The sequence below is a fragment of the Nesterenkonia sp. K-15-9-6 genome (assembly GCF_052656005.1).
Genome location: NZ_JBQYEY010000011.1, coordinates 25,517 through 51,354 on the forward strand (window position 1 = coordinate 25,517; position 25,838 = coordinate 51,354).

Consider the following 25,838-nt stretch of genomic DNA (forward strand, 5'->3'; position numbering starts at 1 on the left):
GCTCGCCCCTGAACCCGCGCCTGAGCTCGCCTCTGAATCCGCCCCGGAGGCGGAGCCTGACCCGCCGTCCGGCGGCGAGGTGTTCCGTCCCTGGGACGCGGCACGTCCGCACAGCGGGAGCCTCGTCTGGGCAGGGGAAGAACCTGGGTGGCCCACGAATCGACACGATCGGCAGGAGGAGTCACAGATGACGGTGCGGGACATGCTGCGCGTGGTGCGCCGATACTGGAGATCCTCCTGCGCGCTGTTCCTGCTCGGTCTGGTGCTCGGGGCCGCCTTCTTCGTCCTGGCGCCTCGGGAGTACACCTCCACGGCGCGGATCTACGTGACCACCGCCACCGGTGAGGATCTGTCTCAGCTGCAGCTGGGGCGGTCCGTCTCCGAGCAGATCGTGGCCAGCTACGCCGACCTCGTGAGCACCCCGGTGGTCCTGGAGCCGGTCATGCGGCGCGAGGGGGTGGAGGAGCCGCTGGCCGATTTCGCGGACTCTGTCGATGCGGAGGTGGTCGACGGCACGACCCTGCTCGAGCTCTCGGTGCGCGCGTCCAGTCCTGAGGTCTCAATGGCCCGGACCGAGGCACTGACCGACAGCCTCGTGGAGTTCGTCGGTGACCTCGAAGCGATGCAGGGGGCACCGCAGGACCTGATCTCCGTGAGCATCATGCAGCCCGCCGTGCTGCCGGAGGCGCCGACCTCCCCGCAGCCGCTCCTGGTGTTCGGCGGAGCCGCCGGTGCCGGGGCCGCCCTGGGGCTGGGGTCGGCCGCCCTGCGGGAGAGTCTGAACCGGAGGGTGCGGGACCGCCATGACGTGCAGGCCAGCACGTCGATGCCGGTGCTGGAGCTGGGTGAGGAGCCCGAATCCGACGCGGCCGGGGCCATGCGGAGGATCCTGGCTCCGATGCAGGCCCTGCGCGCCCGGTCAGGAGGCCGTGGTGCCGAGAGGCCCGCACCGGTGATGCTCGTGGCCGGCGTGGACCCGGATGTGCTCTCCGCCGACGTCGCCGAAGCTCTCGCCCGCGCGGCTGCAGGCGATGGTTTCCGCGTCCTGCTCATCGAAGCCTCCGGAGGGCACGGGTGGGCGGCGGCCGATCTGCCGCAGAGCCCGCAGAGCGCGGAGAACGGCCGGTCCTCCCCGGTTGCGGGAGTGTCCGTGCGTGGACGGCGTCCCGCTGCCGGCGTGGAGATCATGGCCCTGGACGCCCCGACAGGTGCCCTCGAGGCCGACCTCCGGCACACGCGACACACCGTGGACCGCGCCCGGACCGCCTGCGATCTGGTGATCCTCAATGCCGCACCGGTCTCCGCCGACGCCCGGGGCCTGGGGCTGGCGGGGGACGCCGACGCCACGTGGCTCGTGCTCCGGGCTGGGCACACCGTCCAGGAGGAGCTGTCCGGGGCCCTGGGTGTGCTGGAAGGACTCAGCCGGTCCCTCGCCGGCGTCATCGTGGTGGGGAGGACGACGGCGCGCCGCCGCCGGCGCGCTCGCCGGGCGGCGTCTCGTGGTGCGAGCTCCCACCGTGGGGCGCCTCCGCGGGAGGGTCCTCGCGGAGGAGGACGGCACCGAGGAGGACGGCACCGGGGAGGGCAGCGCCGGGCAGGTAGGCGAGGGCAGCGACCATGACCCGTCGGCCGGCGGGCACGCTCCCATCGGGGCTGCAGAGGGTGCTGTCCGGCGGGCTGATCCTCTGCGCGATCATCAGCGTGCTCTTCGTGGGGCGGTTCTCCCCGCTGCCGATGACGATGCTCCTCGATGCGTGGATCATCCTCTTCATCGGCGCCGTGCTCCTGCGCGGCCGCATTCTGACGCTGCTTCCGCTCAGCCTCGTGGCGATCTACGCCTACACCCGAATCATGGGGGTCTGGGTGACGGACGTCCCGTGGGACGACTTCGTCCAGGCCTACCGGTGGCTGCTGTACCTGGTGGCCATGGGTGTCGCCGTCGGGCAGCACTGGACACGCCGCGGGGCGCTGACCACGTTGACCTGGTGGCTGGTCTCGCTGGCGACGGTCAAGGCGGCCCTCACCTGGGTGGTCCATGGGCCGGGGGAGCGCCCTGGCCTGTTCCTGGAGAACAACTTCGAGCTGGCGCTGTTCAGCGGGCTCACCGCCGTCGTGCACCGGGGATCGCCCCGGTCACGCCTGTGGCTCCTGCTCCTGCTGGGCGTCCTCACGGTGCTCTCCGGGTCGCGCAGCGGGGCGGTGGCCTATGTGCTGTGCTTCCTCTACGCGATGCTGAGCACCCGGACCCGCGATGTGTTCCTGCGGATGGTCTCCTTGGCGGTGCCCATGCTGGTCGCGGTGATTCCGCTGGTGATCTTCCAGGAGCGTGCCGCGGAGTCCGAGGTCATCGACCGTGTCCGGTTCTTCGACGTGTTCCTCCGGGAGACGCAGGACTGGGGGCCGGTCAACTGGCTGGTGGGCACGCTGCCGATGACACCGATGAGCCCGGCCACCTGCGAGGAGCTGGCCTACTATGAGGCCCTGTTCTCCTCGGCGGAAGACGGCACCTGCTATTCGGTGATCCTGCACGCCTTCGCCCTGCGGGTGGTCTTCGACGCCGGGGCCCTCGGCGTCGTGCTCATCCTGGCCCTGCCCTGGATCTTCCTGCGCCGCGCGGGAGTGTCGGCGCTGCTCGCGGCGACCCTGATGGCGATCGCGGTGACCAACAGCGTCTCGGTCAGCGGGTTCAACAACCCCTACGTGGTCCTGCCGTTCCTGCTGGCCATCCTCACGTCCTCCCGGGCCTCCGCGGGGGAGTCCGAGGGAGAGCCCACCGGGACGAAGCCCTGGGGCTCCGCCCAGCACCCGCACAGCACGACGGCGGGGGCCCGCCTCGCCCCGCCCCGCGCGGAGTGCGCGGACGGAACCGAGGAGGACCCCCGCCGTCGTCGTGAGTGGTGACGGTGAGAGGTGACGAGATGACGAGGGGGCGACGGCGCGGAGGCGCCGTGCGCCTCAGGCGTCCAGCTGCTGGCGCTTGGCGCTGATCACCCCGGTGTCGAAGCCGCCCAGGTGCAGGTTGCCGTGGAACCGGCCGTGCTCGATCTTGATGCATCGGTTCTGCACGGCGTTGAGGCCGAGGTCGGTGGCGCGCTGCATGGCCTCCTCGGAGTGGATGCCCAGCTGCACCCACAGGGTCTTCGCGCCGACCTCCGCGGCCTCCTCCGCCAGGGCGGGGAGGTCATCCGGCCGGCGGAACGCCACCACGATGTCCGGCGCCTCGGGCAGGTCCTGCAGGGAGGCGTAGCCGGGCTCGCCCAGGACCTCGCTGATCCGCGGATTGACGTAGTAGAGCCGGTAGCTGGAGTCGGAGGTCAGATAGGTGGCCACGAAGTAGCTGGCGCGGGCCGGCTTGTCGCTCATGCCCACGATCGCCACGGACTTCGCCGAGCGCAGCAGCTGCAGCCGGCGCGCGGCGTCCGGCTCCTGCCAGGTCCCGTGCGGGTGCTCCGCGGTCACGGTCTCCGCCGGGCCGGCGGTCTGGGGTGCGCTGGTCATCAGGCCTCGCCTCCGTTCTGTGCGGCGCCGACGACGGCGGGCGCCTCCTGCTGAGCGGCCAGGGCGCGATCCAACGCCTGGTCCAGATCCCAGATGATGTCCTCGACGTCCTCCAGGCCCACCGAGATGCGGATCAGGTCCTCCGGGATGCCGGCGGCCGTCAGCTGGTCCTGGGTGAGCTGCTGGTGGGTGGTCGAGGCCGGGTGCAGCACCAGGGTGCGGGCGTCGCCCACATTGGCCAGGTGGCTGGCCAGCTGCAGCTCCTCGATGAACCGGGCCCCGGTCTCCCGGCCGCCGCGCACGCCGAAGCTGAACACCGAGCTGGTGCCCAGCGGCAGCAGGTCCTTGGCCCGCTCATGGTGCGGATGGGAGGGGAGACCCGAGTGGTTCACGTACTCCACGCGCTCATCGGCCTCCAGCCATTCGGCGACCTTCTGCGCGTTGGCGGTGTGCTCCTCCATGCGCTGCGGCAGGGTCTCCACCCCCTGGATCAGCTGGAAGGCGGCCTGCGGGGTCAGCGACGGCCCGAAGTCGCGCAGCTGCTCGGCACGGATCTTGGTGAGGAACCCGTACTCCGCGAAGTTGCCCCACCAGGAGAGCCCGCCGTAGGACTCCACCGGCTCGGTCATCTGCGGGAACTTGCCGTTGTTCCACGGGAAGGTGCCGGACTCCACGATCACGCCGCCCAGCGTGGTGCCGTGGCCGCCGAGGAACTTCGTCACCGAGTGGGTGACGATGTCTGCGCCGTGCTCGATGGGGCGCAGCAGGTAGGGGGTGGTCAGCGTGGAGTCCACCACCAGCGGGATGCCGTGCTCGTGGGCCACCCCGGCCAGTCCGGGCAGATCCACGACGTCGCTGCTGGGGTTGGTCACGACCTCGGTGAAGATCAGCTTGGTGTTCTCCTGCAGCGCGGCCTTGAAGTCCTCCGCCTCGTCCGAGTCCACGAAGGTGGTCTCGATCCCGAAGCGGCGCAGGGAGACGTCCAGCTGGGTGATGGTGCCCCCGTAGAGCTTCGAGGAGGCCACGATGTGGTCCCCCTGGCCGCACAGGGCCGCGAAGACGAGGAACTCCGCGCTCATGCCGGAGGCCGTGGCCACGGCTCCGATGCCGCCCTCCAGCGAGGCGAGGCGCTCCTCCAGCGCGGCCACCGTGGGGTTGCCGATGCGCGAGTAGATGTTGCCGAACTTCTGCAGCGCGAACAGGTTCGCGGCGTCGTCGGTGTCCTTGAACACGAAGGACGTGGACTGGTGGATCGGCACCGCGCGGGTGCCGTAGACGGCATCCGGCACGGCCCCGGCATGCAGGGCTCTGGTGCGGAATCCGAACTGTCGATCACTCATGGATGCTCCTGAGTCGGTGGCGGGGGTCTGGGTGGTGGTCTGCACGGGCCGGGTGGTCTCGGCGCGCGGCGGGCTCAGCCGACGCGTTCTCGGCAGATCTGAGCGATCTGCGGCACGCAGTGTTCGTTCTGCAGGCTCGTGGTGTCGCCGAGGGTGTCGTCCTCGTGCAGCTGGGTGAGCAGCCGGCGCATGATCTTCCCGGAACGGGTCTTGGGCACCTCCGGCACCGGGATGACGGTGCGCGGCTTGGCCACCGGGCCGATCACGGAGCCGACGTGGGACCGCAGCTCGGCCAGCAGCCGCGCCTCCGCCTCGCTGTCGCCGGCCGTGAGCGCCCCGTTCAGCCGCTCGCGGGCCGCGGCGGTCAGCACGGTGAACGCGACGGCGGCGTGCCCGGTGGTGGCGTCCGGCACGGGACACACCCCGGCCTCCACCACGTCCGGGTGGGAGACCAGCGCCGACTCGATCTCGATGGTGGAGAGCCGGTGCCCGGAGATGTTGATGACGTCGTCGATCCGCCCCAGGATCCACAGATCGCCGTCGGCGTCGCGTTTGGCGCCGTCCCCGGCCAGGAACCAGCCCTGGTCCGCGTACTTCTGCCAATAGGAGGTGTAGTACCGCTCCGGGTCGCCCCAGACGGTGCGGGCCATGGAGGGGCCGGTGTGGGTGAGCACGATGCTGCCCTGCGTCTCGGCCGGGACCGGTGCGCCGGCGTCGTCGACGACGTCCACCGCCACGCCCGGCATGGCGCGGGTGGCGCAGCCGGGCTTCAGGCCGGTGTCCTCCGGGCGCGGGGTCAGCACGGTGGAACCGGATTCGGACTGCCACCAGGTGTCCACCATGGGGATCGCCGGGGCGCCGTGGTCGTCACGGGTGTCCCGGCCGAGCTGGCTGCGCAGCCAGGTCCAGGCCTCCGGGTTCACCGCCTCGCCCACGGTGCCCAGCAGGCGCAGGGAGGAGAGGTCGTAGTGGTCAGGGACGCCGTCGGGGAACCAGCCCATCAGGGACCGCACCAGGGTGGGGGCCGTGTAGTAGGTGGTCACGCTGTGGCGCTGGATGATCTCGAAGTGTCGCCCGGGATGCGGGGTGTTCGGCGTGCCCTCGTAGATCACCTGCGTGGCGCCGGCGGCGAGCGGCCCATAGATCTCATAGGTGTGGGCGGTGACCCAGGCCAGGTCCGCGGTGCACCAGTGGACGTCGTCGCCCCGGCGGGCCGGATCCGGGTGGGCGAAGAGCCGCAGATAGGTGAACAGCGCCCCGGTGAGGTACCCGCCGGTGGTGTGCACCAGCCCCTTGGGCTTGCCGGTGGTGCCGGAGGTGTACATGATGAACAGGTCCTGCTCGGCGTCGAAGGCTTCCGCGATGTGCTCGGTCGAGGCGGACTCCACGACGTCATGCCACCAGACGTCTCGGCCCAGACCGTCCCCGGCGAGGTCCTCGGCGGTCCAGGGGATCTCCGAGCCGGTGCGGCGGATGACCAGCACATGGCGCAGGCTGCCGCCCTCGGCCACGGAGAGGCCCTCCACGGCGGCGTCGGCGTTCTCCTTCACCGGCACAGCCTGCCCTCGGCGGAACTGGCCGTCGGTGGTGACCAGCAGCGCCGCCCCGGTGTCCTCCACGCGGAAGCGCAGCGCCTCGGCGGAGAATCCGCCGAAGACCAGCGAGTGCACCGCCCCGATGCGGGCGCAGGCCAGGGTGATCACCACCGTCTCCACCAGCACCGGCAGGTAGATCACCACCCGGTCCCCACGGCCCACCCCCAGGGCGGTCAGGGCGTTGGCTGCCTGATTGACCTTGTCCTGCAGCTGCGCGTAGGTGACGTCCTGCCGGTCCCCGGGCTCGCCTTCGAAATGGAGGGCGACGACGTCACCGCGCCCGGCGGCCACATGGCGGTCCACGCAGTTGACTCCGGCGTTGAGCGTGCCGCCGTCGAACCAGCGGATGTCCGGGCCGCGGCGGGTGCGCGGGTCCGGATCTGTCCACCGGTGGGTGGTGTGCCAGGGGGTCTCCCAGTCCAGCAGGGACGCCGCCTGGTCCCAGAAGGCCAGGCGCTCCTGTTCGGTGACCGGGTCCGCCCAGGAGTGGACGTCCGCGGTCAGCGGGTGCTGCAGAGTCGCCCGATCGATGTCTGACGCCGGCGTCACGCCCATGTCTTCAGCGCCTTCCTCTCCACGACGCCCAGCAGCGCGTCGGTGATCTTGCCCAGGATCGCCAGCAGGATGATGGCCAGCAGCAGACGGTCGGTGCGCCCGTTGTTCTGGGAGTCGGTCAGCAGGAAGCCCAGCCCCATGGAGGAGGCGATCAGCTCCGCGGCCACCAGGAACAGCCAGGCCTGGGCGAGCGCGAGGCGCAGCCCGGAGAACACGCTGGGCACCACGGCGGGCAGCTGCACGGTGACCAGCAGGCGCAGCCCGTGGTACCCGAACGCGCGGCCGGCCTCCACCAGCTGTGGATCCACGTGCCGCAGCGCGGAGTGCACGGCGGTGAAGACGGGGAAGAACGCACCGATGGCGATGAGCGTGACCTTGGAGTCCTCATAGATGCCCATCCACAGGATGAGCAGCGGCACCCACGCCAGGGACGGCACGGCCCGGAAGGCCCCGATGGTGGGGTGCAGCAGGGAGTCGGCGACCTTGGAGAGCCCCAGCACCGAGCCCAGCGCCAGGCCCAGGCCCGCGCCCACGGCGAAGCCCAGCAGCACCCGCTGCACGGAGATGGCGATGTGCTGATAGAGCTCCCCGCGCTCGAACAGCTCCACCCCGGCGGCCAGCACCGACTGCGGAGTCGGCAGCTGCACCGGGGAGAAGACGCCGGCCGCGGTGACGCCGTACCAGAGGGCCAGCAGGACCAGCGGCACGATCGCTCCGATGAGGACCCGACCGCCGGGGATGCGACGTACACGAGCAGGCACTCCAGCGTCCGGACTGTCCGGGCCGGTCACCGGCCGGGGTGCGGCTGAGTCACGGTCGCCCAGCACCCGTGCGGGCTCCGCGCTCTGGTGGCGGCCCTCCTCGTCCCGGGTCCGAGCGCCGTCAGGCAGCGTCTGGCTCATCACTGATCATCCTCGTCGTCCTCGACGATCGTGGCCTCGTCCTCAGAGCCCTCGGCGTCGGTGGCCTGCCGGTTCTCCGCGAACTCCGGATGGAACAGCGTCTCGAGCGCCTCGTCGATGCTGTCCTGGCTGGAGACGTCGCCGGTGTCGAGGAAGATCGGACCGACCTCCTGCAGCACCTCACGCTGGGCGGCGCCGGGGACCGGGTCGACGTCGAAGTTCGACCGCTCCCGGATCACCGTCTGGGCGACCTCCAGGTCGATGTTGCTGTGCTCGGCCAGGATCTCGGCTGTCTCCTCGGGGTTCTCCTGAGCCCATTCGCGGGCCTGCTCATAGACGTCCACCACGGTCTGGGCGACGTCGGGGTGGTCCTCGATGAACGACTCGGTCGCGTTGATCACGCTGTAGGTGTTGAAGTCCACGTTCCGGTAGAACAGCGTCTCGCCGTCGGCCTCGGCTCCCGCCATGATCGGGTCCAGTCCGGCCCAGGCGTCGACGTCGCCGTTGGCCAGCGCGCTGCGGCCGTCCGCGTGCTGCAGGTTCTGCACCTCCACATCGCCCACCTCCAGGCCGGCCTCGTGCAGGGACTGCACCAGGAAGAAGTACGGGTCGGTGCCCAGCGTGGCGGCCACGGAGCCGCCCTCGAGGTCGCCGACGTCGGTGATCCCCGAGTCCGGCGAGGTGACCAGGGCGGCCCACTCCGGCTGGTTCTCGATGAGGATGATCTGCTGCGGGGCGCCGTTGGCGCGCGCCAGCAGGGCGGCGGAGCCGGCCGTGGATCCGACGTCGATGGCCTCGGCACGCAGCTTCTCATTGGCGTCGTTGGAGCCGTGGGACTGGATCCATTCCACCTCGGTGCCGGCCTCGGAGAGCTCCTCTTCGAGCCAGCCGTGCTCCATGATCACCAGGCTGAGCGGGTTGTAGGTGGCGAAGTCGAGGGTGAGCGTGTCCAGTTCGCCCTCGGCGGTGCCGCCGGATCCCTCGCCCTCCACGCATCCGGTCGCCAGCAGAGCGACGGCCGCGCCGGCGATCGTCGCGGAGGCGGCGCGTCGGAACCGCGGCCGCGGGAAGCGGGCAGGGGAGAAGGAGGTGTCGGTCTGACTGGGCATGTCGTGAAGGGACCTTTCGTGCGTGGGTGGGAGCCGCCCCGGTCGAGCTCGGGCTCCGCCCGGCCGCGCCGAGCGGAGGCCGGGAGCGCCCGGGCCGCGCGGCCTGTCAGTCCTGAACTGTCAGACCTGAGCGGAACGTGCGGTCCGGCCGGGGCGGGTGGGCTAGTGCGCGTCGACGCCGAGGCCGGCCAGGAGCTCGCCGCGCAGGGCGGCCAGCTCGGCGGAGGCACGGTCACGCGGCCGGCTGCCCGGAACGGTGAGCAGGCGGGAGACGGTGGCGCCCTCGCGGGCGGGGTCCACCGGGTCGGCGCCGAGCAGTAGGATTCGGTCGGCCAGCTGCAGGGCCTCGTCGACGTCGTGGGTCACCAGCAGCACCGTGGTGCCGGTCTGCGCATGGACGTCCAGGAGGAGGTCCTGCATCTTCAGCCGGGTCAGGGCGTCCAGGGCGCCGAAGGGCTCGTCCAGCAGGAGCACGCCGGGGCGGCGGGCCAAGGCCCGGGCCAGCGAGGCGCGCTGCGCCATGCCGCCGGAGATCTCCCGGGGGCGAAGCTGGGCGCGCTCGGCCAGGCCGACCAGTTCGAGCAGCTCATCCACTCGCCGACGGCCCTCCGCCGCGGACACGTGCCGCGGCAGCCCGAGGGAGACGTTGCGGTGCACCGAGCGCCAGGGCAGCAGCCGAGGCTCCTGGAAGCCGACGGCGGTCCGTTCGTCATAGGTGCGCACCGGGGTGCCGTCGATGATGACCTCACCGGAGCATCCGGCGTCGAGACCGCCGACGGCGCGCAGTAGCGTGGACTTCCCGCAGCCGGAGGCGCCCAGGATGGCGACCACCTCGCCGGGGGAGATGTGCAGGTCGACGTCGTGCAGGACGGTGCGTCCGTCGAAGGCGCGCCCCACACCGCGCAGCTGCACGTCCATCGAATGCGTGGCGGCCCCTGCGGGGGCGGGACGGTCCAGCAGAGCGACGCCGCCGGAATGCTCGGAGAGGTGCTGGTCAGACTCGTGCGTCACGAGTGCGGGTGCAGACGAACCCATAGGAAATTCACTCCCATCGATCCTGGCGGTAGCACCTTTTCTGATGCGACGGGCACAGAGAGGCCGATCGACGCATCCGAAGGTTGCTGCGGCGTCACAGAGCCAGATCTCTCAGCCGCTCGGGATGGTGTACGTGCTCAACCCTACGCGGATCAGCGTGGGCCGGGCAAAGGTGATGTCACAGTGTGAGACATGTGGGGTGGCGTGGGCCCGACGACGGTGCCCCCGGATGGAGGGGGATGCCCTCAGGCTTCGGGAGACAGCGGGCCGAGGCTCTTGAACTCGCTCTGGTGGAACACCAGCGCCTCGGCGGAGTCCTCGACCGCCAGGTCCAGCAGCTCGAGCACGACGATGTCATGGTCGCCGGCCCGGACCTGGTCGTAGATGCGGGTGGTGAAGGTGACGGGCGCACCCTCCAGGGTGATCGACCCACCTGTGCCGATGCTTGTCCTCAGGCCGGTGAATCGGTTCTCCCGGTCCTTGGAGGCGATCTTCCGGCACAGCTCCGACTGGCCGTGCCCGATCAGTGACACTCCCAGCTCGGTGTCCGCCCCGGCCAGCTTCGGCCAGGTGGTGGAGCTGTGCTGCACCGCCACCGTGGCCAGCGGCGGCTCGAGCGAGACGCCGATGGTGAAGGTGGAGGCCACGAGCCCTTCCGGGCGGCCGTCCACCTCGGCGGCGACGACCACCACCCCCTGCGGGAAGTGGCCGAAGGTCCGGCGCAGCTCCAGCGGATCGACGTCGGCCAGCCGGGTGGCGGCGCGGCCCACGGCGGGGCGGGCTCCGGTGTCAGCGGGCGCGTGCGGCACGGTCTCCTCCACGGTGGTCGTGGGGCGCTCGGCGGCGGCCAGTGCGGTGCTCATGGCGGATCAACTCCCATCGGTCCTGGCGGTAGCACCTTTTCTGAAGGATCCGCCGGAGGGGGCGGATCGCATCCGAAGGTTGCTGCGGCGTCGACGAGCCAGATCTCTCGGCCGCTCGGGATGGTCTGTGTGTCCAGCGTACGGCCGCAGAGAGATGTGATCAAAGAACCGTTCGCAGGATGAGACGCGGCGACATATTCCGTCCAGCGGGCGCGCAGGATGCGTCCAGAGTGTGGCTCCCTCAGTCCGAGGGGGCTGTACATTCTTACGCCTCGTGACATGAACTCAATCCGCTGACTTGACGATTGTTCATCTGCTGCGCGTATGGTTGACCCCAACGAACCCATCCAGAGCGACTGAGAGATCTGGCTCGACGACGTCGCAGCAACCACCCGGAGCAGCCGTGCCCAGTGCGGCCCGGGGAACGGTGCTAACGCCAGAGACGATGGAGAATGCCCGATGATCTCACTGCGCCATGTGTCCACGTCCTTCCCCGCTGCCCGGGGCAAGGAGCCCATCCACGCCGTCGATGACGTCTCCTTGGAGATCCCCCGCGGGAGCATCCAGGGGATCATCGGCTTCTCCGGCGCCGGGAAGTCCACGCTGCTGCGCAACATCAACCTGCTTGAGCGCCCCACCTCGGGTGAGGTGCATGTGGGCGGGGTGGAGCTGACCGCCCTCGACGACGAGGCTCTGCGTCGCGCCCGGCACCAGATCGGCATGATCTTCCAGGGGTTCAACCTGGTGAACAATCTGACCGTCGCCCAGAACGTGGAGCTGTCCCTGAAGTTCGCCGGCGAGAAGGACCGTCGCGTCCGCCGGCGTCGCGCCGCCGAGGCGCTGGAGATCGTGGACATCACCGACAAGGCCAAGGTGTACCCGGCCCAGCTCTCCGGCGGGCAGAAGCAGCGGGTGGCCATCGCTCGCGCCCTGGCCACTCGGCCGGAGGTGCTGCTGTGTGACGAGCCGACCTCCGCCCTGGACCCCTTCACCACGGCGACGGTGCTGCAGTATCTCGCCGACGTGAACCGCGAGCTCGGCATCACCGTGGTCATCGTGACCCACGAGATGGAGGTCATCAAGGCCCTGGCCGATCACGTCGCCGTCATGGAGTCCGGCCGCGTGGTGGAGCAGTTCCCCGCCCGGGAGCTGCAGCGCGAGGGCTTCGCTCCGCACACCTCCATCGGCCGGTACCTGGTCAGCGACGGCATCAGTGTGGACCGTGACGGCGGCGCCCGGACGCAGGCGCCGACGCCGAGCGGGGACCAGGGTCGCGCCGCAGAGTCCGCAGAGTCGGCAGAGTCCGCAGAGTCCGCAGAGTCGGCAGAGTCCGCAGAGCCGCCGGCGCCCCAGGACCCGCCCCGTGGCCCCCGGAGGCTCGCGGCCTCTGAGCTGCTCGCCGCCGTGCCGTTCGAGGGAGGTCGTCGCTGATGGAACGCATCCTCGAACTGCAGCCCGAACTCGTCCAGGCCATGCTGGAGACCTTCGCCATGATCGCGGTGGCCATCCCGCTGGCGGTGCTGTTCGGCACTCCGCTGGGCATCTGGCTGTTCATCCATGCCCCGGGCGGAATCGCTCCGCTGCCCCGCGCCCATGCGCTGGTCAGCGGGATCGTCAATATGGTCCGCTCCTTCCCGTTCCTCATCCTGCTGATCGCGATCATTCCGTTCACCCGGCTGGTCGTCGGCACCACGGTCGGCACGGCGGCTGCGATCGTCCCACTCACGGTCAACGCCATTCCCTACTTCGCCCGGCTGGTGGAGCAGAACATCACCCAGCTGGGGTCCGGGGCGGTGGAGGCCTCCCGTGCCATGGGGGCCACTCGCGGACAGATCATCCGCAATGTGCTGCTGGTGGACGCCAAGCCGGCGATCATCGGGTCCATCACGATCACCACCGTCAGCTTCATCTCCTATTCGGCCATGGTCGGACTGGTCGGCGGCGGCGGAATCGGCGACTTCGCCATCCGGTACGGGTACTACCGCTATGAGACCGCGGTGATGATGGTCGCCATCGTGCTGATGATCGCCCTGGTGACGCTCGTGCAGTTCAGTGGCACCCGCCTCTCGCGGCTCACCGACAAGCGCATCTGACCACCGGCCGGTTCGGCCGCCCCTGCGCTCCGTGCGCACTCCTCCATCCCGGCGTGCAGGTCGCTGCACCCTGACAACGAAAGCTTGTGACATGCCCAGAACACTGACATCCTCCGGCGTCTCCGGCGCGCTCGGGCTGACCGGGGCCACCGGTTCGCTCGCCTCCTCCCCGCTCGGGCGCCGCAGCCTGCTGCTCGGCGGACTCGCCGCAGTGGGGACCTTCACCCTGACCTCCTGCGGGCTGGCCGACGCCGTGGGCGACGACGACCGCACGATCAGCATGATCGTCACCGAGTCGGCGCCCTTCCAGGACCCCACCGAGATCGTCAAGGACATCCTCGCCGAGGACGGCTGGGAGCTGGAGACCACCTACGTCACCGACATCATCCAGCCCAACCAGGTGGTGGCCCAGGGGGAGTACGACGCCAACTTCTTCCAGCACATCGCCTACCTGCGGCAGTTCAACCAGGACAACGGCACCGATGTGGAGCCCGCGTTCTCCGTCTACTACGCGCCCAGCGGCATCTTCTCGCTGCAGCATGACAGCATCGAGGACCTCCCCGACGGCGCCCAGATCGCCCTGGCGGTCGACACCGCGAACAACGGCCGCGGGATCAAGCTGCTCGCCGACGCCGGGGTCCTGGAGATCGACGAGTCCAAGGAGGTCACCGAGCTCTCGCAGCGGGACATCATCGACAACCCGAAGGACTTCGAGTTCATCGAGATCGACCAGCAGTCCGCCGCACAGACCCTGCCGGACGTCGACGCCGGCTTCGCCTTCGCGCGGCTGGTCGCCGAGGCGGGCCACGACGTCGCCGAGACCGCGCTGATCCTGGAGGACGACGACGACGTCCGCATCCCCTTCACCTGCGTGGTCGCCGGGGCGCCCGGCTTCCAGGACACCGAGAAGGCCGCCGCCCTGCAGGAGGCCTTCCAGTCCGAGGAGGTCCAGCAGTGGTTCGAGGACTACCTCGACGGCGCCATCGACTTCACCGACGAGTTCACGCTCGACACCGTCGAGCCGATCTGGGAGGACTTCACCGCATGAACCGCAGCACCATCGGCCGTCCCTCCCAGGCCCCCACACTCTCCCGGCGGCGGCTCCAGCGCGGTGCACTGGGCATCGCCGCGCTGGCCGCCGTCGGGAGCCTCACCTCCTGCGGGCTGGCCGACGCCGTCGGGGACGAGGACCGCACCATCAGCATCATCGTGACCGAGTCCGCGCCCTTCCAGGAGCCCACTGAGATCGCCAAGGATCTGCTGGCCGAGGAGGGCTGGGAGCTGGAGACCACCTATGTCACCGACATCATCCAGCCGAACCAGGTGGTGGCCCAGGGTGAGTATGACGCGAACTTCTTCCAGAACTTCGCCTACCTGGACCAGTTCAACTCTGACCACGGCCTGGACATCGAGCCGGTGTTCGCCGTCTACGAGGCCCCCGGAGGGCTCTTCTCGAGTGAGCACAGCGAGCTGGGCGATCTGCCCGAGGGCGCCCAGATCGCGCTGCCGGTGGACACCGCCAACAACGGGCGCGGCCTGAAGCTCCTCGCCGACGCCGGGCTGCTGGAGATCGACGAATCGGTCCCGGTCACCGAGCTGTCCCAGCGCGACATCATCGAGAACCCGCGGGACCTCGAGTTCGTGGAGGTCGATCAGCAGTCCGTGGCGCAGAGCATCGACGACGTCGACGCCGCCTTCGCCTTCCTGCGCCTGGCCTCCGAGATCGGCCTGGGCCCCGAGGACACCCTCGCCCTGGAAGGTGAGGACGTGGCCCTGCCCTTCACCTGCGTGGTGGCCGCCGCCCCGGACTTCGCCGGCACCGAGGCCGCCGAGGCGCTGGAGCGCGCCTACCAGTCCGAAGAGGTCCGCGACTGGTTCGCCGACTACCTCGACGGCGTGCTCGACCCGGCCTTCGAGGTCGACGTCGACGCCGCCTGGGCGGAGATCTCCGCATGACCGCCCCCACCCTGCGGCGCTCGCCAGCGGCCGCAGACACCAGACTCTCCCGGCGCCGGCTGCTCAGCGGTTCACTGGGCATGGCCGCTCTGGCCGGCGTCGGGAGCCTCACCTCGGGCTGCGGGATCGCCGGGGCACTCGGAAATGACCGCACCCTGCGGCTGATCGTCACCGAGTCCCCGCCGTTCCAGGAGCCCACGAAGATCGCCGAGGAGATCCTCGCCGCGGACGGCTGGGACGTCACCGCCACCTATGTCACCGACATCATCCAGCCCAACCATGCGGTGTCCAACGGCGAATACGACGTCAACTTCTTCCAGAACATCAGCTACCTGCGGCAGTTCAACGAGGACAACGACCTGGACATCGAGCCGCTGTTCTTCATGTTCGAGCAGCCCTCGGGGATCTACTCGGCCGTCCATGACACGCTCGAGGACATCCCGGAGCGGGCGCGCATCGCCCTGCCGGTGGACACGGCGACCAACGGCCGGGGCATCCGGCTGCTGGCCCGCGGCGGGCTGATCGAGATCGACGAGTCCAAGCATGTGGCGGCCCTGTCCGTGCATGACATCACCGCGAATCCGCTGGACCTGGAGTTCGTGGAGGTGGACCAGCAGTCGGTCGGTCAGATCTACCCAGACGTGGACGCCGTCTTCGGCTTTGCCCGACTGCTCGCCGAGGTGGACGTCATGCCGGAGGAGGTCCTGATCATGGAGTCCGCGGACGAGGCGCTGCCCTTCGCCCTGGCGGTCTGCGCCCGCCCCGGCTTCGCCGAGGAGGAGCCGGAGAAGTACGAGGCGCTGAAGAGCGCCTATCACGACGACGAGGTCGCCGCCTGGTACGGCGACTACCTGGACGGGATCCTCACCCCGGCCTTCGACCGCGACATCCACGCCGCCTGGGAGGACGTGAACAGCCGATGAGCACCACGACGACGAGCATCGAGACCAGCACTGACACCAGTACCAGCACCAGCACCAGCACCAGCGGCGGGCGCGGCGTGGAGGCGCCGCACTCCGGCGTCGAGCTGCCCGAGAGCCTGCTGGAGACCATCGCCTCCGGAGCGGTGCACCGGGAGCTGGCCCGCGAGCTGCCTCATGAGCCTGTCCGGCTCCTGGACGAGGCGCGCTTCGGCGCCCTGCGGGTGCCCCGGGAATTCGGCGGCCCCGGCGGGAGCGTGGAGGACCTGATCCGCCAGGTGATCCGGTTGGCCGCCGTCGACTCCAATGTGGCCCACCTGTACCGCGGACACTTCGGGTTCGTGGACTCGCTGCGCTTCCAGCCCGAGGAGATCCAGCAGGCCTGGTACCCGCGGGTCCTGGCCGGGGCGACCGTGGGCAACGCGTCCACGGAGAAGGGCGGCAACGCCCTGGGCACGCTGAACACGGTGCTCACCCAGGACGAGGACGGCACCTGGCGCCTGGACGGGGAGAAGTTCTACTCCACCGGGACCATCTTCTCGGACTACACCCGGGTCTCCGCCTCCCGGCCGGGGCTGGAGGGGCGTCGGTTCGCCGTCGTCGCCACCGATGCCGAGGGTGTGGAGGTCATCGACGACTGGGACGGCTTCGGCCAGAAGCTCACGGGCACCGGCACCACCCGATTCCACGGCGCCCCGGTGGAGGACGTCGCCGTGCTGGACCGCGTGCCGGGCTCGCATGAGGCGGTGCACGAAGCCGCGTTCTTCCAGCTGTACCTGCTGGCCGTCCAGGTCGGCATCGCGAAGGCCGCGGTGGCCGACGCCGTCGCGCTGGTGGCCAAGCGCACGCGCACCTTCAACACCTCCGGCTCCGGGCAGCTGTTCCGCGAGGACCCGCTGATCCAGCAGATCATCGGCACCATGTCCGCGAAGGCCTTCGCCGCCGAGTCCACGGTGTTGGAGGTCGCGCGGATCCACGACCGCTCCCTGGAGGCCGGGTTCGCCGTCGGCACCCACCGTCTGGGCTTCGACGGTGAGCTTCCGGGCGCCGTCTACGACGCCGAGATCGCGGTGGAGCAGGCGCAGGTCACCGTGCCGGAGATCGTCATCGGGGTCACCCAGGAGCTGTTCCAGACCGTGGGCGCCTCGGCGACGCTGCGCACCAAGGCGCTGGACCGGCACTGGCGCAACGCGCAGACCGTCGCCACGCACAACCCGATCGTGTTCCGGGCCCGGTCCATCGGGGACTGGGAGATCAACGGCACGCTGCCGGAGGGGCTCAACGCCATCGGCGAGGCGAAGGGGGCCCAGCGATGACCGGGTCCGGCGCAGCCCGTCCGATGCTGTTCAACGCCTTCGACATGCTGGTGCCGGTCCACCAGTCGCCGGGGCTGTGGCGGCACCCGGACTCCCGCATCACCGCCTTCGACTCCCTGGACTACTGGACCGAGCTCTCCCGCACTGTCGAGGACGCCGGATTCTCCTGCCTGTTCCTGGCGGATGTCCCCGGCATCTATGACGTCTACGGGGGCAGCGCAGACGCCGCGGCCCGTGGGGGAGTCCAGTACCCCCTGCTGGACCCGCAGGTGATCGTGCCCGCGCTGGCGGCGGCCACCACGCACCTGGGCTTCGGGCTGACCGCCTCGGTGACCTATGAGGCCCCCTACCTGCTGGCCCGGCGCTTCGCCACGCTGGACCATCTGACCGGCGGGCGCATCGCCTGGAACATCGTCACCAGCTACCAGGACTCCGCCGCGCGGAACCTCGGCATGGAGGGGCAGATCCCCCATGACGAGCGCTACGACCGGGCCGACGAGTACCTGGAGGTCATGTACCGGCTCTTCGAACACTCGGTGGAGGACGATGCCGTGGTGGCCGACGCCGAGCGCGGCGTCTTCGTGGACCCGGAGAAGATCCACCCGGTCGGGCATCAGGGCCGCTGGTTCTCCGTGCCCGGAGAGATGCTCACCCATCCGGGCCCGCAACGGACCCCGCTGCTGTTCCAGGCGGGCTCCTCGGCGCGCGGGCAGCAGTTCGCCGTCGACCACGCCGAGGCGATCTTCGTGATCAGCTCCCGGCCGGAGAAGCTCGCCCAGCAGGTGGCCTCCACGCGGCAGGCCGTGGCGGACACCGGGCGCGAGCCGGAGTCGGTGCGATTCTTCGCCATGGTGACCATCGTCGTCGCCGAGACCGAGCAGGAGGCGCAGGACCGGCTCACGGAGTACCGCAGCTGTGTGGACACCGAGGCCGCGCTCACGCTCTTCGGTGGCTGGACCGGGGTCGACCTGTCCGGTCTGGACGACGACGACGTCATCGCCGAAGTGCAGACCGAGGCCAACCAGTCCGCCCTGGCCATGTTCACCAAGGACCCGACCAAGCAGTGGACGGTCCGCGACGCCGCGGAGTTCATCTCCATCGGCGGTCGCGGCCCGCTCATCGTGGGGGACCCCGTGCAGGTGGTGGACGAGCTGGAACGCTGGCAGACCATCACCGGGGTGGATGGGTTCAACGTCTCCGCCGCGGTGCGGCCCGCCGACTTCGAGCGGTTCCGAGACCTGATCACCCCGGAGCTGCAGCGCCGTGGACTGCTCGCCGAGCGTCCGGAGACCCCGGTGACCCTGCGGGAGCAGCTCGGCGGTGCAGGGCCGCACCTGGCCGAGGACCATCCGGCCCGCCGGCTCGGCAGCCGAGCGGAGGCGGCTCCCGCCGGGTCCTGACTGGCTGAGCGTCTGACCGGCGCTCCTCACAGACCCTTCCGACGTCGGCACCGTGGTTTCACTGGGCATGGCCGCGGTGCCGGCGTCGGGAGTTCATATCTGGTGCCACAGCAGCAGGGCGTGGTCTCCCGTCTCGGGGTCGATCTCCTGGAATCCCTGCCGCCGGTAGAACCGTCGGGCGTCGGCGTCAGGCGCATCCACCGGGACCTCCACCAGCGTGACGCCGCCGGCGCGGGCGTCGTCGAGCACCGCGGCGATCAGCCGCGCTCCCAGCCCCTGGGATCGACGCGGGGGCACCACGTAGAGCTCGTCGAGCAGATCCACCGGACCGTCCCACCACACATTGGGGCGGCGGGTCACCAGCGCGACCCCGTCCGGGGCGCCGCCCGGATCCTGCCAGCCCAGCCAGGCGCGGGTCTGCTCGGACCCCAGCAGCCGCCGCAGTCGCTCAGCCAGCACGGCGGCCCCGGGCGTGGGGGAGCCGAACTCGGTGTTGAAGTCGTCCAGCAGCCGGGCGACCATCCCCGCGTCCTCTGGGCCTGCCCGCCGCACGTGTGTCCTGACGCTGCCGCCGTCGTCGTCCATTCCCACTCCTCCTCGCCGTTCTGCACCACCACATCACGTCTGCCTCAGCAGATCTTGCGGTGCAGACGTGATGTCGTGGTGCAGAACCGCCGGGGCGGAGGGCCGTCGCGACTCAGCGTGAGGCGCGGTGCAGGATCTGCTCCATGATCGCGTCGTGCACCATGCGCGGCTCCCCATAGGCCGGGTAGCGGAACTGCATGATGTTCGCGTACGGGTTGATGTCCAGCACGACGGCGCCCTCCCCGGTCTCCAGGTCCGGCACCAGCAGGTCGACGGCGGCGGCGCTGAGCCCCGGCACCGACCACAGCCCGTCCACGGCCAGGTCTCGCAGGGCGTCGGGGAGCTCGTCGGTCACGTCCACGGCGAGGCCTCCGCCGCGGGAGGTGTCGGCGATCTCGGTGAGGCGACGCACCTGCCCGGCCGCCGGCACATCCGTGGTGCTCAGCCCCACCGGGGCCAGGAAGTCGTCGGTGACCTTCGGCTGGCGCGGCCGCAGGTAGGCGTTGTCCTGCCGTCGGGCGATCTCGGTCTCCGCCAGCTCGCCCACCGTGGAGACGCCGTCGCCGACCACGTAGAACGGCACGCGCACGATCGCGCCGGCCACCTGCTCACCCACCACGTACACCCGCAGGTCCACACCCGGGTGATGTTCCTCCACGATCATCTGGTACTTCGAGTCGGAGGTGGCCGAGCGGGAGGCCATGGCCCGCTGCCAGGCCTGGCGCAGCTCGCCCTCGGTGCGCACGGCGGTGCTGATGCCCTTGCCGGCCCGCCCGGAGGAGGGCTTCACCGCCACGGGGCCGCCCAGAGCCTTCATATACTTCACCGCGCGGGAGAACTCGGTGGGGCTGATCGCCCGGCCCTTCGGCGTGGGCACCTCGGAGGCCTGCAGGTACTTCTTGGTCATCTGCTTGGACCGGGAGACGCGCCGGGCCTGGTGGCTGACCAGTGAGGTGATGATCGCGTCCATCCCACCGATCACCACGCCGGAGAGGAACAGCAGCTGGTTGGCGTCGCTGATCTTCTTCACCGTGATCTTCTTGCGCTTCGCGGCGGCGGCGAGCAGCTGGTCATGCGGCGAGGTGCCGTTCCAGGTCTGCAGCTGGTCCAGCCGGGGCTCCAGCTGGTCCACGATGAACCGCTCGACGGCGTCGGCGGAGTCGGACAGGACCGCCGGCACCTGCCGCGTCGCCGAGGAGGAGCCGGCGTCATCGATGCCGACGTCGCCCTCGTGCGTCGCGACGGCGGGGGCGGCGTCGAGGCCGTCGGTGGGGCTGTCCGGGGAGGCGGTGGTCTTGGAGGGCATGGCTCTCAGGATATCCTCACCGGGAGGCGGCCATGAGAAGCTCGTCGGCGATCGCCCCGGCCACGTTCCGCGGGCTGCCGTAGGCGGGGCAGTGATGGGGCACCAGGCTCGCGCTGATGTCCGCTTCGAGCACCACCGCTCCCTCCGCGCTGTCCAGGTCCGGGACCAGCAGGTCGATCCCGGCGGCGCCGAGCCCGGGGATGGACCAGAGCGCGTCGACGGCGAGCTCGGCAAGCTCCTCACCGATGCGGTCCGTGACGTCCACGGGGATGCCGCCGGCCCGCAGGTTCGCGGCCTCATTGAGGACCACGACCCGCCCCGGCTCCAGCACCGTGGACAGAGACAGGCCCATCGGTGCGAGGTCCTCCTCCTGGACCGCCGGGGTGTGGGCGGCCAGGTGGCCGTGGCTCTGCCGGCGTGCGGCATCGCGCTGCAGCAGGGTGTGCATCTCGGAGGTTCCGTCACCCACCACGTGCAGCGGAACCCGCACGATCGCGGAGACGAGCTTCTCACCCACCACGAAGGCGCGCAGGTCCAGGCCGTCATGGAACTGCTCCACCATCAGCTTCCTGCTGGGCGCCTCGCCGGTCAGCCGGGCGTCGAGCGCCTCCGGCCAGGCCTGCTGCAGCTCCTCGGCGCTGGTCAGATGTGTGGCGACTCCGTGCCCGGGCTTCGCGGACGCAGGCTTGAGCACCGCCGGCCCGGACAACGACCCCAGGTATTTGGCGGCTTCGGTGATCTCATCCTCGCTGAAGGTGCGTCCGGCCGGCACCGGGATCTCCTGCAGCTCGAAGTGTCGCTTGGTCAGCGCTTTGTTCCGGGTCACTCGACGCGCATTGGAGCTGACCAGGGAGGTCATGGTGCGATCGAAGCCGCCGATGACGACGCCGCCGAAGAGCAGGACGTGGTTGTGGGGTGACACCTCGCGGACGGTGATGCGTCGCTGGGCCAGCTCCCGGCGCAGCAGCGCCTGGTGGCCGGGGGCCTGAGGGATGGCGTTGAGCTCCTCGACGCGGGGCCCGAGGTGCTCGGTGATGAACCGCTCCAGGGCCGTGGTGCCGGCGTCGGTGGTCATGGCCGGGCGTTCGTCGGAGTCGCCTTCGACGGCGTCGTCGTCACCGGCGACCGCGTCGTCGTCGTGCTCTGCAGCATCCTCATGCGCTGGGTCCTCATGCGCTGTCACCTGATGCGCTGGGTGCTGATGCGCTGTGTCCTCTGCGGCGCCGTCTGCGGTCGACTGCGAAGCATTCCCGGGGCTGGCCATGCCCACCAGGATAGCCGCCGGGAGGCGCCCAACTCTGCGAAGGAATGTGACACCGGCCTCGTGCGTGTCCAGGGGAGGCCGGTAGAGTGCGGGCCGTACCATCCAGAGCGGCTGAGAGACCTGGCTCGACGACGCCGCAGCAACCCGACCGTCACGGTGACACAGGCGGTCCGGACACCCAGCCCCAGCCCGCGGCGCCGCCGTCGGGCCCCGGGGCGGGGATGCCGGAGCGCCGGGGTGCTAAGGCCAGGACCGATGGAGGGCTCCTCTGGCGCGTGCACCCTGGCTCCCGGGCTGCGCGTCGAGCGCCTGCATCGGCGACCCGCAAGGAGGAACCGATGACCGACCGCCACACCCAGCCGCCGACCACCCCCGCAGGACAGCGCGAGATCCTGTTCAACGCCTTCGACATGAACTGCGTGGTCCACCAGTCCCCGGGGCTGTGGCGCCACCCGGAGGACCGGGCCCGCGAGTACAACACGCTGGCGTACTGGACCGACGTGGCCCGAACCCTGGAGAAGGGCCTGTTCGACGGGCTGTTCATCGCCGACGTGCTGGGCCCCTATGACGTCTTCGCCGCCACCCCGGACGCCGCCCTGTCCTCCGGCGCCCAGGTGCCGGTGAACGACCCCTTCCTGCTGGTCTCCGCGATGGCCGCCGTCACGGAGCACCTCGGCTTCGGGCTGACCGCCGGCACCGCCTACGAGCACCCCTACCCGTTCGCCCGCCGCCTGGGCACCCTGGACCACCTCACCGGGGGGCGGGTCGGATGGAACGTGGTCACCGGATACCTGCCCTCGGCCGCAAAGAACATGGGCCAGGACGACCAGATGGAGCACGACGCCCGCTACGACCACGCCGATGAGTACATGGACGTGGTCTACAAGCTGCTGGAGGGCTCCTGGGAGGACGACGCCGTCGTCGCGGACAAGGAGGCCGGCGTCTTCACCGACACCTCCAAGGTCCACCGCATCGAGCATGAGGGCCGCTACTTCAAGACCCCCGGCATCTCCGTGGTGGAGCCCTCCCCGCAGCGCATGCCGGTGGTCTACCAGGCCGGTGCCTCCACCCGGGGGCGGGCCTTCGCCGGCAAGCACGCCGAGGCCGTGTTCATCAACCCGCCCACCAAGGAGCTGGCCAAGGCGTCGGTGCAGCGCATCCGGCAGGCCGCCGTCGACGCCGGCCGGGACCCCTACAGCGTGCGGATCTTCGCCATGCAGACGGTGGTCACCGGGGCCGACGACGACGCCGCGCAGGCCAAGTACGACGAGCTGGTCCAGTACGTGGATCCGATCGGCGGGCTGGTGCTGATGTCCGGGTGGATGGGGCTGGATCTGAGCCAGTTCGACCTCGACCAGCCCATCGGTGATGTGGAGTCCAACGCCATCCAGTCCACCGTGGAGACCTTCCAGAAGGCCTCCGGCCGGGAGGGGGAGCCGTGGACGGTCCGGCAGCTGGCCGAATGGGTCGGCGTCGGCGGATTCGGACCGGTGATCGTCGGCGGCGGAGAGTCGGCGGCTCGTCAGCTGGCCGACTGGCAGGACGAGACCGACGTGGACGGGTTCAACCTGGCGTACCACATCACTCCCGGAACCTTCGAGGACATCGTGGAGCACGTGGTGCCGGCGCTGCAGAGGCTGGGACGGTACAAGACCGAGTACACGCCGGGCACGCTGCGGCACAAGCTCTTCGGCGCCGGCGACCACCTGCCGGCGGAGCACCACGGCGCGCAGTTCCAGCTGCGCCGTCGTCAGGCCGCCGAGGTCTGAGGGTCCCAACTATGCGGTGAGCCCGGAGGGATTGTCGCTGCACGCCGCGTCAGCGCCGTGATTCTGACAATCCCTCCGGGCCCAACCTGCTGCAGGCGGGTCAGCCGCCTCCGCGGTCTCCCGGGGCACCGCCTTCCTGCGCCCAGTCGCTGCCCTCCTTCTCGGTGCTCAGGCCGGGGTCGCTGTCCACGTCCCCGTGGGAGGAGGGCACCGTCTCCGGCGCGTGGAACTCCTCCTCGAAGGTCTCCGCGGCCTCCGCACCGCCCCGCCGGACCGCCTCGGCGGCGGCGGTGGCGGCGCGTCGGGTCTTCTCCGCCACGTCCTGGGCCACCTTCCCGGCGGTGTCGCCCACCGAGGAGACCGTGTCTTGGATCTTCTCCTGCAGGTCCGGGTCGTTCCAGGCCTCGGAGGCGGACCTGCGCGCCTGCTCGAAGCCCTCCTTGCCGTGCTTCGTGCCGAGCACATAGCCGACGGCCATGCCGACACCCAGTGAGAGCAGTCCCATCGTCAACTCCTTCGTTCCGTCATGACCGTGGTCGAGGCGGGCGGGCCACGCTGGTGCCAGCGTCGGTCTCCGGCCCCGCCGGTCCTTCGAAACTACTGGCGGCGGAGGGCTCATGTCACCAGGTCACGACCCGGATCCGACCCCCATTCGACCCTGAGACCACCCTGAGAGCACGAGGGCGACGGCGCACGGGTCGGTGGCCTCAGAAGCTGCCGACGGTGAGCACCAGGGGGATCAGCGCGGCCGTCACCAGGACCGGGATCACCAGGGAGACGACCCCGACGTCCTTGTAGGACTCGCGATGCGTCATCCCGCAGGCGATGATCAGCGTGATCACCGCCCCGTTGTGCGGCATGGAGTCCAGCCCGCCGGAGGCCATGGCCGTGATGCGGTGCATCGCCTCCAGGCTGATGCCCTGGTCCACCGCGAGGTCCCGCAGCTCCTCGCCGAGCGCGTTGAGCGCGATGGTCATGCCGCCCGACGCCGAGCCGGTCACCCCGGAGATCGTCGACGTCGACACCGCCGAGGCCACCAGGGCGTTCTCGCTCACGCCGAAGATCCCCTCCCGGATGAGCGCGAAGGCTGCCAGAGAGGCGACGACGGCGCCGTAGCCGACCTCGGAGGCCGTGTTGAAGATCGGCAGCAGCGCGTTGCGGGCGCCGTCGGTGATGCCCTGCAGGATCCAGCGCAGGTGCCGGGCGTTCATCGCCAGGATCGCCAGGATGGCCCCGGCCAGGGCGGTGAGCACCGCCCAGGCGCCAGCCCGGTCACCCAGGCCGATGCCGCCGTAGCGCTCGTCCTGCAGGTAGCCCCAGTCCATCAGTGGGAACAGCACCATGGTGCAGCCGAAGTTGATGAGGAACACCAGCAGCACCGGGATGAAGGGGAAGACATGGTTGGGCGGCGTCAGCATGCCGGGAGCGGCCGGCCGGGCGGGGGAGGCGCTGTCGCTGGTGTTGCCGCTGTCGGTGCCGTTGCCGGTGCCGTTGCCGGTGCCGTTGTCGTGGGCGGTCGTGGCGCCCGGCCCCGGTGAGGTCCTCGTCTGCCCGGCGGAGGATCCGGCGGAGCCTCTGGAGGATGACCCGTCGCCGACGGACATCGCAGCGGCCCCGGCACCGATGTCGGCCCCGGCGCCGCTGCGCAGCTCCAGGGCTGTGGGGTCCGCGAAGTGCTCTCCACGGGCGGTGAGCTGACGCTTGCGGTGCTCCAGCCACAGCATGCCCAGGATGAAGATGATCGTGCCGCCGAGGATTCCGAGGCCCGGCGCGGCGAAGGTGGTGGTCTGGAAGGCCTGGCCCGGGATGATGTTCTGCACCTGGGGCGAACCGGGCAGCGCGGTCATGGTGAAGGTCAGCATGCCGTGGGCGATCGCCCCGGGGATGAGCCGGCGAGGGATGTCGGCGGCGCGGAAGAGCTCCCGGGCCAGGGGGAACATCACGAACACGACCACGAAGACGCTGATGCCCCCGTAGGTCAGCAGGGCGGTGGTGAGCACCGTGGCCAGCAGCGCCCGTTTCGGCCCCAGCCAGCGGGTGACCACTCGAGCGATGTCGGTGGCGTACCCGGCCATCGTCATCAGCTTTCCGAAGATCGCCCCGGTGAGGAACATGGGGAAGTACTGACCGATGAAGTTCGCCAGCGCAGGCATGAAGATCTCGGTGTAGTTGGCCAGGATCGGGGCACCGGAGAACAGCATGGCCACCAGTGCCGAGAGCGGCGCGGCCACCACGATGGTCACCCCGCGATAGGCCAGGGTGATGAGCAGCGCGAGCGAGACGAGAATTCCGAGGAGTCCCAAGGCCATACGTCCTCCTGAGGGTCAGGGCG

General features: G+C 70.3%; 22 protein-coding genes and 3 riboswitches. Of the genes, 10 read left to right on the forward strand and 12 right to left on the reverse strand.

Annotated elements, in window-relative coordinates:
• The first annotated feature begins 187 nt into the window (after positions 1–187).
• On the forward strand, positions 188–1,621 hold the full coding sequence (locus SD455_RS08505; RefSeq protein ID WP_445507820.1) for a Wzz/FepE/Etk N-terminal domain-containing protein: 1,434 nt from the start codon (positions 188–190) through the stop codon (positions 1,619–1,621).
• Positions 1,618–2,901 carry a hypothetical protein gene (locus SD455_RS08510; protein ID WP_445507821.1) on the forward strand — a complete coding sequence of 428 codons (1,284 nt, stop codon included), beginning with the start codon at positions 1,618–1,620 and terminating at the stop codon, positions 2,899–2,901. The genes SD455_RS08505 and SD455_RS08510 overlap by 4 nt, the downstream gene beginning before the upstream one ends.
• A gap of 54 nt (positions 2,902–2,955) precedes the next feature.
• On the opposite strand, the gene SD455_RS08515 is transcribed toward SD455_RS08510, so the two are convergent.
• The 7 genes from SD455_RS08515 to SD455_RS08545 form a co-directional block, all read right to left on the reverse strand.
• The gene (locus SD455_RS08515) at positions 2,956–3,498 is read right to left on the reverse strand and encodes a CoA-binding protein (protein ID WP_083277462.1); all 543 of its coding nucleotides are present in this window, start codon (positions 3,496–3,498) and stop codon (positions 2,956–2,958) included.
• Positions 3,498–4,838, reverse strand: coding sequence for an O-acetylhomoserine aminocarboxypropyltransferase/cysteine synthase family protein (locus tag SD455_RS08520; protein WP_085437739.1), 1,341 nt, complete (start codon positions 4,836–4,838; stop codon positions 3,498–3,500). Before SD455_RS08520 ends, SD455_RS08515 begins: the two co-directional genes overlap by 1 nt.
• Before the next feature lie 74 nt (positions 4,839–4,912).
• Complete coding sequence (acs, locus tag SD455_RS08525) at positions 4,913–6,988, reverse strand: acetate--CoA ligase (RefSeq protein ID WP_445507822.1); 2,076 nt, start codon at positions 6,986–6,988, stop codon at positions 4,913–4,915.
• Entirely contained in the window at positions 6,979–7,890 is a 912-nt protein-coding gene (locus SD455_RS08530; RefSeq protein WP_085437738.1) for an ABC transporter permease, read from the reverse strand. Before SD455_RS08530 ends, acs begins: the two co-directional genes overlap by 10 nt.
• Positions 7,890–8,999, reverse strand: a complete 1,110-nt coding sequence (locus tag SD455_RS08535) for an aliphatic sulfonate ABC transporter substrate-binding protein (RefSeq protein ID WP_445507823.1) — start codon at positions 8,997–8,999, stop codon at positions 7,890–7,892. Before SD455_RS08535 ends, SD455_RS08530 begins: the two co-directional genes overlap by 1 nt.
• A gap of 162 nt (positions 9,000–9,161) precedes the next feature.
• Positions 9,162–9,917, reverse strand: coding sequence for an ABC transporter ATP-binding protein (locus SD455_RS08540; RefSeq protein ID WP_445507870.1), 756 nt, complete (start codon positions 9,915–9,917; stop codon positions 9,162–9,164).
• A 127-nt stretch (positions 9,918–10,044) separates the two neighbouring features.
• Positions 10,045–10,165, reverse strand: a riboswitch (SAM riboswitch).
• 114 nt (positions 10,166–10,279) lie between these two features.
• Positions 10,280–10,897, reverse strand: coding sequence for a flavin reductase family protein (locus SD455_RS08545; protein WP_445507824.1), 618 nt, complete (start codon positions 10,895–10,897; stop codon positions 10,280–10,282).
• A gap of 10 nt (positions 10,898–10,907) precedes the next feature.
• A riboswitch (SAM riboswitch) is annotated at positions 10,908–11,024 on the reverse strand.
• Between the two features lie 213 nt (positions 11,025–11,237).
• Positions 11,238–11,349, forward strand: a riboswitch (SAM riboswitch).
• 7 nt (positions 11,350–11,356) lie between these two features.
• Here SD455_RS08545 and SD455_RS08550 point away from each other — a divergent pair.
• The 7 genes from SD455_RS08550 (at position 11,357) to SD455_RS08580 (ending at position 18,582) form a co-directional block, all read left to right on the forward strand.
• Positions 11,357–12,328 carry a methionine ABC transporter ATP-binding protein gene (locus SD455_RS08550; protein ID WP_445507825.1) on the forward strand — a complete coding sequence of 324 codons (972 nt, stop codon included), beginning with the start codon at positions 11,357–11,359 and terminating at the stop codon, positions 12,326–12,328.
• A complete protein-coding gene (locus SD455_RS08555; RefSeq protein WP_445507826.1) occupies positions 12,328–12,990 on the forward strand; it encodes a methionine ABC transporter permease in 663 nt (220 codons plus the stop codon). The genes SD455_RS08550 and SD455_RS08555 overlap by 1 nt, the downstream gene beginning before the upstream one ends.
• 91 nt (positions 12,991–13,081) lie before the next feature.
• Positions 13,082–14,038, forward strand: coding sequence for a MetQ/NlpA family ABC transporter substrate-binding protein (locus tag SD455_RS08560; RefSeq protein ID WP_445507827.1), 957 nt, complete (start codon positions 13,082–13,084; stop codon positions 14,036–14,038).
• Complete coding sequence (locus tag SD455_RS08565) at positions 14,035–14,946, forward strand: MetQ/NlpA family ABC transporter substrate-binding protein (RefSeq protein ID WP_445507828.1); 912 nt, start codon at positions 14,035–14,037, stop codon at positions 14,944–14,946. The genes SD455_RS08560 and SD455_RS08565 overlap by 4 nt, the downstream gene beginning before the upstream one ends.
• The gene (locus SD455_RS08570; protein WP_085437843.1) at positions 14,943–15,869 is read left to right on the forward strand and encodes a MetQ/NlpA family ABC transporter substrate-binding protein; all 927 of its coding nucleotides are present in this window, start codon (positions 14,943–14,945) and stop codon (positions 15,867–15,869) included. Before SD455_RS08565 ends, SD455_RS08570 begins: the two co-directional genes overlap by 4 nt.
• Positions 15,866–17,182 carry an acyl-CoA dehydrogenase family protein gene (locus tag SD455_RS08575; protein ID WP_083277721.1) on the forward strand — a complete coding sequence of 439 codons (1,317 nt, stop codon included), beginning with the start codon at positions 15,866–15,868 and terminating at the stop codon, positions 17,180–17,182. The genes SD455_RS08570 and SD455_RS08575 overlap by 4 nt, the downstream gene beginning before the upstream one ends.
• Positions 17,179–18,582, forward strand: a complete 1,404-nt coding sequence (locus SD455_RS08580) for an LLM class flavin-dependent oxidoreductase (protein ID WP_085437842.1) — start codon at positions 17,179–17,181, stop codon at positions 18,580–18,582. The genes SD455_RS08575 and SD455_RS08580 overlap by 4 nt, the downstream gene beginning before the upstream one ends.
• A gap of 93 nt (positions 18,583–18,675) precedes the next feature.
• Here the strand turns inward: SD455_RS08580 and SD455_RS08585 are convergent, their stop codons facing one another.
• The 3 genes from SD455_RS08585 to SD455_RS08595 all read right to left on the reverse strand — a co-directional run bounded on the left by SD455_RS08585 (position 18,676) and on the right by SD455_RS08595 (position 21,737).
• The gene (locus SD455_RS08585; RefSeq protein WP_070161846.1) at positions 18,676–19,167 is read right to left on the reverse strand and encodes a GNAT family N-acetyltransferase; all 492 of its coding nucleotides are present in this window, start codon (positions 19,165–19,167) and stop codon (positions 18,676–18,678) included.
• Positions 19,168–19,279: 112 nt separating this feature from the next.
• Positions 19,280–20,473: an ATP-binding protein gene (locus SD455_RS08590; RefSeq protein WP_445507829.1), complete on the reverse strand. Its 1,194-nt coding sequence runs from the start codon at positions 20,471–20,473 to the stop codon at positions 19,280–19,282.
• Between the two features lie 16 nt (positions 20,474–20,489).
• On the reverse strand, positions 20,490–21,737 hold the full coding sequence (locus SD455_RS08595; RefSeq protein ID WP_445507830.1) for a hypothetical protein: 1,248 nt from the start codon (positions 21,735–21,737) through the stop codon (positions 20,490–20,492).
• 338 nt (positions 21,738–22,075) lie between these two features.
• On the opposite strand from SD455_RS08595, the gene SD455_RS08600 reads away from it, so the two are divergent.
• Positions 22,076–23,506 carry an LLM class flavin-dependent oxidoreductase gene (locus tag SD455_RS08600; RefSeq protein WP_311025155.1) on the forward strand — a complete coding sequence of 477 codons (1,431 nt, stop codon included), beginning with the start codon at positions 22,076–22,078 and terminating at the stop codon, positions 23,504–23,506.
• Between the two features lie 100 nt (positions 23,507–23,606).
• Here the strand turns inward: SD455_RS08600 and SD455_RS08605 are convergent, their stop codons facing one another.
• Together SD455_RS08605 and SD455_RS08610 are read right to left on the reverse strand one after the other, a co-directional pair.
• Positions 23,607–24,011 (reverse strand): hypothetical protein, encoded by a 405-nt coding sequence (locus SD455_RS08605; protein ID WP_445507831.1) that lies wholly within the window; start codon positions 24,009–24,011, stop codon positions 23,607–23,609.
• A 202-nt stretch (positions 24,012–24,213) separates the two neighbouring features.
• Positions 24,214–25,815 carry a GntP family permease gene (locus tag SD455_RS08610; protein ID WP_445507832.1) on the reverse strand — a complete coding sequence of 534 codons (1,602 nt, stop codon included), beginning with the start codon at positions 25,813–25,815 and terminating at the stop codon, positions 24,214–24,216.
• Positions 25,816–25,838: the final 23 nt, after the last annotated feature.